Raw genomic sequence first — 13,035 nt, 5'->3', positions numbered from 1 at the left:
CGCCTGCATCGCAGGCAAGCCAGCTCCCACATTGACCGGGTTGAGCCTGCTGAGGTCAGGCGGCCACTGGCACGTGGCTGGTATGCCAGATCAATACTTTGCTCACCCGGTTGTCCTCGGTCTCGAGAATTTCCAGGCGATAGCGGCCGACTTTCAGGCACACCGCGCAATCGGGGATGGTTTCCAGCGCTTCGGTCACCAGGCCGTTGAGGGTCTTGGGACCGTCGCTGGGCAGGTGCCAGCCCAGGCTTTTGTTCAGTTCGCGGATCGAAGCGGCGCCGTCGATGATGTAGCGGCCATCGGGCTGGGCTTCGATATGCGGGTTATCCACCGCCTGATCGCTTTCGAATTCGCCGACGATCTCTTCCAGAATATCTTCCAGGGTGACGATGCCCAGCACTTCACCGTACTCGTCCACCACCATGCCCAGGCGCCGCTGTTGTTTGTGGAAGTTCAGCAGTTGCAGCTGCAACGGCGTGCTTTCCGGCACGAAGTAAGGCTCGTGGCAGGCGGCGAGCAGGGCCTCTTTGGTCAGGCTGGCGTCAGGCAGCAGGTGTTGGACCTGCCGGGTGTTGAGCACGGCCTGCACCTGGTTGATGTCGCTGTGGAACACCGGCAGGCGTGTGCGCGGCGAGGTGCGCAACTGTTCGATGATGTTTTCTATTGGCTCATCGAGGTTGATGCCGTCCACTTCACTGCGCGGCACCAGGATGTCGTTGACCGTGATGTTGTCCAGGGCATGGATACCGGGCAGGCCGGGAGTGCGGTCGGCGTCGGTATCGGGCTCTGGGTTGTCATCATGGTCGGGCAGGGGCTCGTCGCTGTTTTTCGCCACGCCGGATTTGCGTGCAAACGGGCGCAATAACAGCAGGCTGATGCCATTGAGCAGCCAGGCCAGGGGGTAGAGGATTTTCAGCGGCACGCCCAGCAATGTATTGCCAAAGCCCAGCACTGCCTGAGGGTGACGGGTGGCCAGGGCGCGGGGCAGGTAGTCGGCCAGCACCAGCAGCGCTGCGCAGGAAATCAGCCAGCCTAGCCAGGGCCCGTTTTCTGCCCAGGCATAGATTGCCAGCAGGGTGCAAAGAATCACCACGGCGGCGCGACACAGGCTGTTGCACAGGATCAGGCTATGGCGCGGGAAGCTCAGGCGGGCGGCCGCCTTGTCGCCCTGGCGGGTGCCAGGGCGCAGGGCCAGCAGGTGTTGTTGCGCAGCTTCTATGGCAGTAAACAGCGCCGCCCACAAGATCAGCAGGGCAATTACGGCGAGCATCGGCCCTAAGGGCAAGTTGTCCATGATCACTGCCCGTCAGATATGCAGGATGTATTCGCGAACCAGCTTGCTGCCGAAATAGGCCAGCATCAACAGGCAGAAACCGGCCAGGGTCCAGCGGATGGCCTTGTGCCCGCGCCAGCCGAGGCGGTTGCGCCCCCACAGCAGCACGCTGAACACGACCCACGCCAGGCACGCCAGCAAGGTTTTATGGACCAGGTGCTGGGCAAACAGGTTCTCGACGAACAGCCAGCCGGAGATCAGCGACAGTGACAGCAGGGTCCAGCCGGCCCACAGGAACCCGAACAGCAGGCTTTCCATGGTTTGCAGGGGCGGGAAGTTCTTGATCAGCCCCGACGGGTGCTTGTGCTTGAGCTGGTGATCCTGCAGCAGCAGGAGCAGGGCCTGGAACACCGCGATGGTGAACATGCCGTAGGCGAGGATGGACAGCAGGATGTGGGCGAGGATGCCCGGCTCCTCGTCGATCACCTGTACGGTGCCGGTGGGGGTGAATTGCGCCAGCAGCACCGTGAGCATTCCCAGGGGGAATAGCAGCACCAGCAGGTTCTCCACCGGAATCCGGTAGCAGGCCAGCAGCGTCAGCGCGATGACGGCCGCGGCGATCAGGCTGGCGGCGCTGAAAAAGTCCAGGCCCAGGCCGACCGGGGTCATCAGGTGGGTGAACAGGCTGGCGGCATGGGCTAGCAGGGCCAGCACGCCAAGGCCGACGAGCAGACGTTTGTCCGCTTTGGCGCCTTGGGCCAGACGAGTGCCCTGATAGAGGGTCGCAGCGGCATACAAAATGGCGGCGGCGAGGCTGGGTAGCAAACTGGGTGACAAGGGGAGCATAAATCCTGGTAGGCAAGCCCGAAAGGCGTTGAGTTTGGCACACACCTGCGTTGCACGAAAGACTCCCGGGCCAGACAGCGGGTGTGCATGGGCGCAGTCTTCGCTATAATCCGCGACCTGCCCACGCCGCAGGCTCGGCGAACGCTGTTTTTAATAGCGATTTCCCCCAGCCTGGGCCGCCATTACCTCGGTCTACCTGCATTTCGATGAGTAGGGCCTGAAAGGATCGCGCATGTTTGAAAACTTGACTGACCGTCTCTCGCAGACGCTGCGCCACGTTACCGGCAAGGCCAAGCTGACCGAGGACAATATTAAAGACACCCTGCGTGAAGTGCGCATGGCGTTGCTGGAAGCCGACGTGGCTTTGCCGGTGGTGAAGGACTTCGTCAACTCGGTCAAGGAACGTGCGGTCGGCACCGAAGTGTCCCGCAGCCTGACCCCGGGCCAGGCCTTTGTGAAGATCGTCCAGGCCGAGCTCGAAAGCCTGATGGGCGCGGCCAACGAAGACCTGAACCTCAGCGCCGTGCCGCCAGCCGTCGTGCTGATGGCGGGTCTGCAAGGTGCGGGTAAAACCACCACCGCCGGCAAACTGGCGCGCTTCCTTAAAGAGCGCAAGAAGAAATCCGTGATGGTGGTATCGGCCGACGTGTACCGTCCGGCGGCCATCAAGCAGTTGGAAATGCTCGCGGGCGAAGTGGGCGTGACCTTCTTCCCGTCCGACCTCAGCCAGAAGCCGGTCGACATTGCCAACGCGGCTATTAAAGAAGCCAAGCTCAAGTTCATCGACGTGGTCATCGTCGATACCGCCGGTCGCCTGCACATCGACGAAGAGATGATGGGCGAGATCAAGGCGCTGCATGCCGCGATCAACCCGGTCGAGACCCTGTTCGTGGTCGACGCCATGACCGGCCAGGATGCGGCCAATACCGCCAAGGCCTTTGGTGACGCACTCCCGCTGACCGGCGTGATCCTCACCAAGGTCGACGGCGACGCCCGTGGCGGTGCCGCGCTGTCGGTACGTGCCATTACTGGCAAGCCGATCAAGTTCATCGGTATGGGCGAGAAGAGCGAAGCGCTCGAGCCGTTCCACCCTGAGCGTATCGCCTCGCGCATCCTCGGCATGGGTGATGTGCTCAGCCTGATCGAGCAGGCCGAAGCCACGCTCGACAAGGACAAGGCCGACAAACTGGCCAAGAAGCTGAAGAAGGGCAAGGGCTTCGATCTCGAAGACTTCCGCGACCAGCTGCAACAGATGAAGAACATGGGCGGCCTCGGCGGCCTGATGGACAAGCTGCCCAACATCGGCGGTGTGAACCTGGCGCAAATGGGCAACGCCCAGGGCGCGGCAGAGAAACAGTTCAAGCAGATGGAAGCCATCATCAACTCCATGACCCCGGCCGAACGCCGCGACCCTGAGCTGATCAGCGGTTCGCGCAAGCGCCGGATCGCCATGGGTTCCGGCACCCAGGTGCAGGACATCGGTCGCTTGATCAAGCAGCACAAGCAGATGCAGAAGATGATGAAGAAATTCTCCGCCAAGGGCGGTATGGCCAAGATGATGCGCGGCATGGGCGGTATGTTGCCCGGCGGCGGCATGCCTAAAATGTAAAGTATTCGAGCGCAAGCCTTGCTTGCGCTCCGCCCCACAGGGATGTGGGATCTCCAGCAAACCCGCCGTTGGCGGGCGCTGACTCGCCGTTTTAACCGACGGCTCTATAGCAGATCTGAATGGCACGCTGATAGGCGCCAGAAAAAGACATTTGCAAAAGTCCGGATATTCCTTAGAATATGCGGCCTTTCGGGCACCTATGCCCGCTGTGCATTTAGATTTGCAGCACCGACTACAGGAACGATGTTCACATGCTAACAATCCGTCTTGCCCTTGGCGGCTCCAAAAAGCGCCCGTTTTACCACTTGACCGTAACCGACAGCCGCAACCCGCGTGACGGTTCGCACAAGGAACAGGTTGGTTTCTTCAACCCTGTTGCTCGTGGTCAAGAAGTTCGTCTGTCCGTGAACCAAGAGCGCGTAGCCTACTGGCTGAGCGTTGGCGCACAGCCATCCGAGCGCGTTGCAAAACTGTTGAAGGACTCGGCTAAGGCCGCAGCCTGAGCAATATGAACGCGACGCCAGCTGTTGCTGATGATTTGATCGTTATCGGCAAGATTTACTCTGTTCATGGCGTTCGCGGCGAAGTGAAGGTGTATTCCTTTACTGATCCGACTGAAAACCTGTTGCAGTACAAAACCTGGACGCTCAAGCGCGAAGGGAGTGTGAAGCAGGTTGAGCTGGTCAGTGGACGCGGGAGCGACAAGTTCCTGGTCGCAAAGCTCAAGGGTCTTGATGATCGTGAAGAAGCTCGTCTTCTGGCCGGTTATGAGATCTGCGTGCCGCGCAACCTGTTCCCTGAATTGACCGACGGCGAGTACTACTGGTACCAGCTCGAAGGTCTGAAGGTTATTGATCAACTCGGGCAATTGCTGGGGAAAATCGATCATCTTCTGGAAACCGGCGCCAATGATGTAATGGTGGTCAAGCCTTGCGCTGGCAGCCTGGATGACCGTGAACGCCTGTTGCCCTATACCGAGCAATGCGTGTTGGCCGTCGACCTGGCAGCGGGCGAGATGAAGGTGGAATGGGACGCGGACTTCTAAGCGTGGCTAATTTGCGCATTGAAGTGATCAGTTTGTTTCCCGAGATGTTTTCCGCCATCAGCGAGTACGGCATCACCAGTCGGGCGGTGAAACAGGGGCTGTTGCAGCTCACCTGTTGGAACCCGCGAGACTACACGACGGATCGACATCACACTGTGGACGATCGCCCATTTGGCGGTGGCCCGGGCATGGTGATGAAGATCAAGCCCCTGGAAGATGCGTTGGTTCAGGCCAAGGCAGCCGCCGGGGAGAAGGCGAAGGTAATTTACCTGTCCCCTCAAGGCCGTCAGCTGAAACAGGCGGCGGTACGCGAACTGGCGAATGAGGAAAGTTTGATCCTGATTGCCGGTCGCTATGAAGGCATTGACGAGCGTTTTATTGAAGCTCATGTCGATGAAGAGTGGTCGATTGGGGACTATGTCCTGTCTGGCGGCGAGCTGCCGGCGATGGTCCTGATAGATGCGGTTACACGACTGCTGCCCGGAGCTTTAGGGCATGCGGACTCCGCGGAGGAAGATTCCTTCACGGATGGTTTGCTGGATTGCCCGCACTACACCCGTCCGGAGGTGTATGTGGATCAGCGTGTTCCCGACGTATTGCTAAGTGGCAATCACGCACACATCCGGCGTTGGCGTTTACAGCAGTCCCTTGGTCGGACCTATGAACGACGCGCCGATCTTCTGGAAAGCCGCTCGCTTTCTGGAGAAGAGAAGAAGCTGCTCGAGGAATACATCCTCGCGCGGGACGATAGTTAACAACGTATCGATGGTAGGTCCATTGACTTACCTTAGGAGCACAGCATGACTAACAAAATCATCCTTGCACTCGAAGCAGAGCAGATGACCAAAGAGATCCCTACCTTTGCCCCGGGCGACACCATTGTCGTTCAGGTGAAAGTGAAGGAAGGCGACCGTTCGCGTCTGCAAGCGTTCGAAGGCGTGGTAATCGCCAAGCGTAACCGTGGTGTGAACAGTGCTTTCACTGTTCGTAAAATCTCCAACGGTGTTGGCGTAGAGCGTACTTTCCAGACCTACAGCCCGCAAATCGACAGCATGGCCGTCAAGCGTCGCGGTGACGTACGTAAAGCCAAGCTGTACTACCTGCGTGACCTGTCCGGTAAAGCAGCTCGCATCAAGGAAAAACTGGCTTAAGTCCAGCTTCCCGATGCAGAAAAAAGCAGCCTACGGGCTGCTTTTTTGTGCCTGAAATTTGCCTATCTGCCGGTATTGACCCATGACCACCCGCCTCGAAGAAATCCAGCGCCGCACCGACCTGTCCGTCACCCACGTGACCAAGGCCGTGTTCCCGCCCACCACCAACCATCACAACACCCTGTTCGGCGGCACTGCCCTGGCCTGGATGGACGAAGTGTCGTTCATCACCGCCACGCGTTTCTGTCGCTTACCTTTGGTGACGGTCTCCACCGACCGTATCGACTTCAACCATGCGATCCCGGCTGGCTCTATCGTTGAGCTGATCGGTCGGGTGATCAAGGTCGGCAACACCAGCCTCAAGGTCGAGGTTGAAGTGTTCGTCGAGAGCATGAGCGCTGATGGCCGTGAAAAGGCGATCCAGGGCGTATTCAGCTTTGTCGCGATTGACGCAGATAAACGCCCTGTCCCAGTACTGCCTGGCTTTGTTGACTGATTACTCGGCGGTGCTGGCCTGCGGTTGAATGACCGCCAGCAAGGTCCAGCCCGCTACGGGCTTCAAATTGCTCTCGGGCGAGACCACGTGCACCCAGCCGCTGGTGTCCCTGGCAAACAGCAAGGTGGCGCGCTCGCCGTGCAACGCCTGGTACTGCTCCCAGCCAAAGCCGTCGGTGAGGTTGGTGCTATACAGTTCGGCGCCCTGGCCCAACAGGCTGGCCAGTTTGGTGTAGCTCAAAGGTTGGCTGCCCAGCAAATGGCCACGGTGTTCATGGCTGGCCTTGTGCTTGTCGGTGCGACGGTTTTCCTGGCTGCTGGCCAGGGCGAACAGGCGATGGCCGAAGTCATGGCGAAAACGCATGGTGGCCAAGGCATTCAGTTCGCCAGAAGGCGAGAGGGCGAGCAGGTGCCCCAGGCCGACCAGGTCCAGATGGGATTCGGCATGCTGGGAGGCCGGGTTGCCGAAGTACGTAGGCAAGCCTTCCATACGACTGGCGCGGATGTTTTCCCAGCTGGAATCCGTTAGCAACACGCGGCTGCCCAATTGCTGCAACGCCTTGCCGAGTGCTCGCGCCGGGCCGTTCGCACCCACGATCAAAAAGCCGCTAGGCGCCGGCTCAGCGACTTTGAGCAGGCGGGCCAAGGGGCGTGCCGTGGCGCTTTGCAGCACCACGGTGCCGATGATCACCGCGAAGGTCAGCGGCACCAGCAACAACGCGCCTTCGTGGCCAGCCTCATCCAGGCGGATCGCAAAGATCGCTGACACCGCCGCCGCCACAATGCCCCGTGGGGCGATCCAGGCCAGCAGTGCGCGCTCGCGCCAGTTCAACCCCGAGCCAAAGGTCGAAAGCGCCACGTTCAACGGGCGTGCAATGAATTGGATGATCAACAGCAGGATCAACACGAACGGCCCCAGGGCGATCATGGCGTTCAGGTCCAGGCGTGCCGCCAGCAGGATAAACAGCCCGGAAATCAGCAACACGCTGAGGTTTTCCTTGAAGTGCAGGATGTGCCGTACATCCACGCCTTTCATGTTCGCCATCCACATGCCCATCAGCGTGACCGCCAGCAGGCCGGACTCATGCATCACCTGGTTGGAAGCGATGAAGATACCCAGCACGCCCGCCAGTGTCGCCAGGTTATGCAGGTATTCCGGCAACCACTGGCGGCGCATGATCTGCCCCAGTACCCAGCCACCGGCGATGCCGAACAGGCTGCCGCAGAGGATGACGCCGCCGAAGGTCAGCAGGCTGTGGCTCAAACCATCGCCCGATGCGCTGGCGATGATGAAGCTATACACCACTACCGCCAGCAGCGCGCCAATCGGGTCGATGACGATGCCTTCCCAGCGCAGGATATTGGCGATGGAGGCTTTGGGGCGTACCACGCGCAGCATGGGCACGATCACGGTTGGCCCGGTCACCAGAGTCAGCGTGCCGAACAGCAGCGCCAGCATCCAGTCAAAACCCAGCAGCCAGTGGGTGGCCAGGGTGATCACTGCCCAGGTTGACAGGGCGCCAACCGTGACCAAGCGATGCACCACGCTGCCGATTTCCTTCCACTCCGACAGGTGCAGGGTCAGGCTGCCTTCAAACAGGATCAGCGCCACTGCCAATGACACCAATGGCATCAACAGAGGGCCGAACATTTCCTGCGGGTCGAGCCATCCGAGTATCGGCCCTGCCAGAATCCCGCTCAGCAGAAGAAACAGAATCGCTGGCAGTTTCAGGCGCCAGGCCAGCCACTGGCAGCCGAGTGCGGCCACGCCAATGCCGCCAAAAGCCAACAAAATCTGTTGTTCGTTCATTAAAGCTTCCTGTTCCTTGAATTAGCGGGCTATGAAAGACTAATGGCTCTTGCCACAGTTCACTAAATAATTCGCGTATTGCCTTGTGCTGCGTTGCTTGAGTGCCCATGCCTGCCATTGACCATCCCCTGATCGACCGCTTCCTCGACGCCCTCTGGTTGGAAAAAGGCCTGTCGGACAACACACGCCAGGCCTACCGCAGTGACCTGGCGCTGTTTAACGGCTGGCTGCAGGAGAAAAAACTTGAGCTGAAAAATGCCGGGCGCGAGCTGATCCTCGATCACCTGGCCTGGCGCCTGGAGCAGAACTACAAACCGCGCTCCACTGCGCGATTCCTCTCCGGCGTGCGTGGCTTTTATCGCTACCTGCTGCGGGAAAAACTCATTGCCGTCGACCCGACCCTGCAAATCGACATGCCGCAACTCGGCAGGCCGTTGCCCAAATCCTTGTCGGAAGCCGACGTCGATGCCTTGCTCGCGGCCCCGGACCTGAGCGAGGCCATCGGCCAGCGCGACCGCGCCATGCTTGAGGTGCTGTATGCCTGCGGCTTGCGCGTCACCGAACTGATCAGCCTGACGCTGGAGCAGGTCAACCTGCGCCAGGGCGTGTTGCGCGTGATGGGCAAGGGCAGCAAGGAGCGGCTGGTGCCCATGGGCGAGGAGGCGATTGTGTGGGTCGAGCGCTACATGCGCGATGCGCGCCACGAACTGCTCGGTGGGCGCCCCAGCGACGTGCTGTTCCCCAGCCAGCGCGGCGAGCAGATGACCCGCCAGACCTTCTGGCACCGCATCAAGCACCAGGCCAAAGTGGCCGGGATCGGCAAGGCGCTGTCACCCCACACCTTGCGCCATGCCTTCGCCACCCACTTGCTCAACCACGGCGCGGATTTGCGCGTGGTACAGATGCTGCTCGGCCACAGCGACTTATCCACAACCCAGATCTACACCCATGTGGCGCGCGCACGTTTGCAGGATATGCACGCCAAGCATCACCCGCGCGGATAAAACCGTCAGAAATGGCCCATTTTACCTGTCGCGGTCTGCCCTCCCGCCCAACTGTGGTAGGCTTTGCCGGTTCGCAAAGGGGACGGCATCCATTGTGGTCCAGATCAGTATTCTGCTCCCGTCCCTGCCTCTGCCTTCAGGAGTTCCCATGCGCTTGACCCAGATTATTGCCGCCGCAGCCATTGCGTTGGTTTCCACCTTTGCGGTCGCCGATGATGCGGCCGAGCAGACCATTCGCAAGAGCCTGGCCAACCTGGCGCTCGATACCCCGATCGAAAGCATCAGCGCCAGCCCCATGGCCGGCCTGTATGAAGTCAAGCTCAAGGGCAGCCGTGTGCTGTACGCCAGTGCCGATGGCCAGTACATCGTCCAGGGCTACCTGTTCCAGCTCAAGGACGGCAAGCCGGTCAACCTGACCGAGAAGGCCGAGCGCCTGGGTGTGTCCAAGCTGATCAACGGTATCCCGGTGGCTGAAACCGTGGTGTACCCGGCCATCGGCGAGACCAAGACCCACATCACCGTGTTCACCGACACCACCTGCCCGTACTGCCACAAGCTGCACGCTGAAATCCCGGCACTGAACAAGCTGGGCGTGGAAGTGCGCTACGTCGCGTTCCCGCGCCAGGGCCTGGGTTCGCCGGGTGACGAGCAGTTGCAAGCCGTATGGTGTTCGGCCGACAAAAAGGCGGCCATGGACAAGATGGTCGACGGCAAGGAAATCAAATCGGCCAAATGCGCCAACCCGGTTTCCAAGCAGTTCGCCCTGGGCCAGTCCATTGGTGTGAACGGTACACCGGCCATCGTTTTGGCCGACGGCCAGGTGATTCCGGGCTACCAGCCGGCGCCGCAAGTTGCCAAACTGGCACTGGGTGCCAAGTAAGCATTTATCGTTGAGCCTTTGACGATCATGGCCCGCCGAACCGTCGGCGAGTCATTAATTGAGAGCCGCAGTTGTGCGGCTGTTTTCACGGCCGACCTAGCGTCGGCCGTTTCATGGGGAGTTCTTCAGTGAAACCGGTCAAAGTAGGCATCTGTGGGTTAGGGACCGTCGGTGGCGGTACCTTCAACGTACTTCAGCGTAACGCTGAAGAAATTTCCCGCCGCGCAGGTCGCGGGATTGAAGTGGCGCAGATTGCCACGCGTTCGCCAAAGCCTCAGTTCGAAACGACCGGTATTGCGATTACCAACGATGTGTTCGCCGTGGCCACCAACCCTGAGATCGATATCGTCATCGAACTGGTTGGCGGCTACACCGTGGCCCGCGAGTTGGTGCTCAAGGCCATTGAGCACGGCAAGCACGTGGTCACCGCCAACAAGGCGCTGATCGCCGTGCACGGCAACGAGATCTTCGCCAAGGCCCGCGAGAAAGGCGTGATCGTGGCGTTCGAAGCCGCGGTGGCCGGTGGTATCCCGGTGATCAAGGCGATCCGTGAAGGCCTGTCCGCCAACCGCATCAACTGGGTGGCCGGCATCATCAACGGCACCGGTAACTTCATCCTCACCGAAATGCGCGAGAAGGGCCGTACCTTCGAAGACGTGCTGGCCGAAGCCCAGGCCCTGGGTTACGCCGAAGCCGACCCGACCTTCGACGTGGAAGGCATCGACGCGGCCCACAAGCTGACCATCCTGGCGTCCATCGCTTTTGGTATCCCGCTGCAATTCGACAAGGCCTACACCGAAGGCATCACCAAGCTGACCACCGCCGACGTGAACTACGCCGAAGCCCTGGGCTACCGCATCAAGCACCTGGGCGTAGCGCGCAGCACCCCGGCCGGTATCGAATTGCGGGTGCACCCGACGCTGATCCCGGCCGACCGCCTGATCGCCAACGTCAATGGCGTGATGAACGCGGTGATGGTCAACGGTGACGCCGCCGGTTCCACCCTGTTCTACGGCGCCGGTGCCGGCATGGAGCCGACCGCTTCGTCAGTGATCGCCGACCTGGTGGACGTGGTTCGCGCCATGACCAGCGACCCGGAAAACCGTGTGCCGCACCTGGCCTTCCAGCCGGACTCGCTGTCGGCCCACCCGATCCTGCCGATCGAAGCCTGCGAAAGTGCCTACTACCTGCGCATCCAGGCCCAGGACCATCCAGGCGTGCTGGCCCAGGTGGCCAGCATCCTGTCGGAGCGCGGTATCAACATCGAGTCGATCATGCAGAAGGAAGTCGAGGAACAAAACGGCCAGGTGCCGATGATCCTGCTGACCCACCGCGTGCTCGAACAGCACATCAACGATGCCATCCATGCCCTGGAAGCCTTGCAAGGCGTGGTCGGCCCGGTGGTGCGGATTCGCGTCGAACACTTGAACTAACCGATTTGTTCCAGGGGCCCCGTCCATTCGGCGGCCCCTGTTCGAGAATGTTTTAGAGGAGCCAGTCATGCGTTACATCAGCACCCGCGGCCAGGCACCGGCCCTGAATTTCGAAGACGTTCTGCTGGCAGGCCTTGCCACCGACGGCGGCCTGTATGTGCCGGAAAACCTGCCGCGCTTCACCCAGGAAGAAATCGCCTCCTGGGCCGGCCTGCCGTATCACGAGCTGGCTTTCCGAGTGATGCGCCCGTTCGTCACCGGCAGCATTCCGGATGCGGATTTTAAAAAGATCCTGGAAGAGACGTACGGCGTGTTTGCCCATAGCGCCATCGCACCTCTGCGCCAGTTGAACGGCAACGAGTGGGTACTGGAGCTGTTCCACGGCCCGACCCTGGCGTTCAAGGACTTCGCCCTGCAACTGCTCGGTCGCCTGCTCGACTACGTGCTGGAAAAGCGCGGCGAGCGCGTGGTAATCATCGGCGCCACCTCCGGCGACACCGGCTCGGCGGCCATCGAAGGGTGCAAGCACTGCGAAAACGTCGATATCTTCATCCTGCACCCGCACAAGCGCGTGTCGGAGGTGCAACGTCGGCAGATGACCACCATCTTCGGTGAGAACATTCACAACATCGCCATCGAAGGCAACTTCGACGACTGCCAGGAAATGGTCAAGAACAGCTTCGCTGACCAGAGCTTCCTCAAGGGCACGCGTCTGGTGGCGGTGAACTCGATCAACTGGGCGCGGATCATGGCCCAGATCGTCTACTACTTCCATGCATCGCTGCAGTTGGGCGGCCCGGCGCGTTCGGTGTCGTTCTCGGTGCCGACCGGCAACTTCGGCGACATCTTCGCCGGTTACCTGGCACGCAACATGGGCCTGCCGATCAACCAGTTGATCGTCGCCACCAACCGCAACGACATCCTGCATCGCTTCATGAGCGGCAACCAGTATGTGAAGGAAACCCTGCACGCCACGCTGTCGCCGTCCATGGACATCATGGTCTCGTCGAACTTCGAACGCTTGCTGTTCGACATGCACGGTCGCAACGGCGCAGCCCTGGCCGAGTTGATGAACAGCTTCAAGCAAGGTGGCGGTTTCAGCGTCGAGCAAGAGCGCTGGACCGAAACCCGCAAGCTGTTCGATTCCCTGGCCGTGGACGATGCGCAGACCTGCGAAACCATCGCGCAGGTCTATGCCCAAACCGGCGAAGTGCTCGACCCGCACACGGCTATCGGCGTGAAAGCCGCCCGCGAATGCCGCCGCAGCCTGGATATTCCAATGGTGATCCTCGGTACCGCGCACCCGGTCAAGTTCCCGGAAGCGGTCGAGAAAGCCGGCATTGGCAAGGCCCTGGAGTTGCCGGAGCATTTGACCGACCTGTTCGAGCGCGAAGAGCGCTGCACCGTATTGGCCAATGACCTGAAGACAGTGCAGGCGTTTGTCAGCCAGCATGGCAATCGGGGCAAACCGCTCTAATCAAGAATGGGG

Annotated in this window: 13 protein-coding genes; 10 read left to right on the top strand and 3 right to left on the bottom strand. The window is 60.6% G+C overall.

What is annotated here, in order from left to right; all coding sequences use genetic code 11:
* Positions 1-55 precede the first annotated feature (55 nt).
* Positions 56-1,294: a transporter associated domain-containing protein gene (locus GH769_RS19490; protein WP_003193967.1), complete on the bottom strand. Its 1,239-nt coding sequence runs from the start codon at positions 1,292-1,294 to the stop codon at positions 56-58.
* Positions 1,295-1,306: 12 nt separating this feature from the next.
* Positions 1,307-2,119 (bottom strand): inner membrane protein YpjD, encoded by an 813-nt coding sequence (locus GH769_RS19485; protein ID WP_003193966.1) that lies wholly within the window; start codon positions 2,117-2,119, stop codon positions 1,307-1,309.
* 232 nt (positions 2,120-2,351) lie between these two features.
* Between GH769_RS19485 and ffh the strand changes: the two genes are divergently transcribed.
* The 6 genes from ffh to GH769_RS19455 all read left to right on the top strand — a co-directional run bounded on the left by ffh (position 2,352) and on the right by GH769_RS19455 (position 6,420).
* Complete coding sequence (gene ffh / locus GH769_RS19480; protein ID WP_003193965.1) at positions 2,352-3,728, top strand: signal recognition particle protein; 1,377 nt, start codon at positions 2,352-2,354, stop codon at positions 3,726-3,728.
* A 251-nt stretch (positions 3,729-3,979) separates the two neighbouring features.
* Entirely contained in the window at positions 3,980-4,231 is a 252-nt protein-coding gene (rpsP, locus tag GH769_RS19475) for a 30S ribosomal protein S16 (RefSeq protein WP_003175899.1), read from the top strand.
* A gap of 5 nt (positions 4,232-4,236) precedes the next feature.
* Positions 4,237-4,773 (top strand): ribosome maturation factor RimM, encoded by a 537-nt coding sequence (gene rimM / locus GH769_RS19470; RefSeq protein WP_003175898.1) that lies wholly within the window; start codon positions 4,237-4,239, stop codon positions 4,771-4,773.
* A complete protein-coding gene (trmD, locus tag GH769_RS19465) occupies positions 4,755-5,528 on the top strand; it encodes a tRNA (guanosine(37)-N1)-methyltransferase TrmD (RefSeq protein ID WP_153475158.1) in 774 nt (257 codons plus the stop codon). The genes rimM and trmD overlap by 19 nt, the downstream gene beginning before the upstream one ends.
* 45 nt (positions 5,529-5,573) lie before the next feature.
* The gene (gene rplS, locus GH769_RS19460) at positions 5,574-5,924 is read left to right on the top strand and encodes a 50S ribosomal protein L19 (RefSeq protein WP_003175895.1); all 351 of its coding nucleotides are present in this window, start codon (positions 5,574-5,576) and stop codon (positions 5,922-5,924) included.
* 82 nt (positions 5,925-6,006) lie between these two features.
* Complete coding sequence (locus GH769_RS19455; RefSeq protein WP_003193963.1) at positions 6,007-6,420, top strand: acyl-CoA thioesterase; 414 nt, start codon at positions 6,007-6,009, stop codon at positions 6,418-6,420.
* Here the strand turns inward: GH769_RS19455 and GH769_RS19450 are convergent, their stop codons facing one another.
* On the bottom strand, positions 6,421-8,229 hold the full coding sequence (locus GH769_RS19450; RefSeq protein ID WP_020301361.1) for a sodium:proton antiporter: 1,809 nt from the start codon (positions 8,227-8,229) through the stop codon (positions 6,421-6,423). It abuts the gene before it with no gap.
* 107 nt (positions 8,230-8,336) lie between these two features.
* On the opposite strand from GH769_RS19450, the gene xerD reads away from it, so the two are divergent.
* From xerD to thrC, 4 genes are all read left to right on the top strand, one after another.
* Positions 8,337-9,233 carry a site-specific tyrosine recombinase XerD gene (gene xerD / locus GH769_RS19445; protein WP_014719783.1) on the top strand — a complete coding sequence of 299 codons (897 nt, stop codon included), beginning with the start codon at positions 8,337-8,339 and terminating at the stop codon, positions 9,231-9,233.
* A gap of 148 nt (positions 9,234-9,381) precedes the next feature.
* Positions 9,382-10,113, top strand: a complete 732-nt coding sequence (locus GH769_RS19440) for a thioredoxin fold domain-containing protein (RefSeq protein WP_005791088.1) — start codon at positions 9,382-9,384, stop codon at positions 10,111-10,113.
* A gap of 128 nt (positions 10,114-10,241) precedes the next feature.
* Complete coding sequence (locus GH769_RS19435) at positions 10,242-11,546, top strand: homoserine dehydrogenase (protein WP_005791086.1); 1,305 nt, start codon at positions 10,242-10,244, stop codon at positions 11,544-11,546.
* Between the two features lie 67 nt (positions 11,547-11,613).
* Positions 11,614-13,023: a threonine synthase gene (gene thrC / locus GH769_RS19430; RefSeq protein WP_032902709.1), complete on the top strand. Its 1,410-nt coding sequence runs from the start codon at positions 11,614-11,616 to the stop codon at positions 13,021-13,023.
* Positions 13,024-13,035: the final 12 nt, after the last annotated feature.

The sequence above is a fragment of the Pseudomonas sp. CFSAN084952 genome (assembly GCF_009648855.1).
Classification (GTDB): Bacteria; Pseudomonadota; Gammaproteobacteria; order Pseudomonadales; family Pseudomonadaceae; genus Aquipseudomonas; species Aquipseudomonas paracarnis.
The sequence above is the reverse complement of the archived record's forward strand: the minus strand, read 5'-3'. Positions and strand labels throughout refer to the sequence as shown.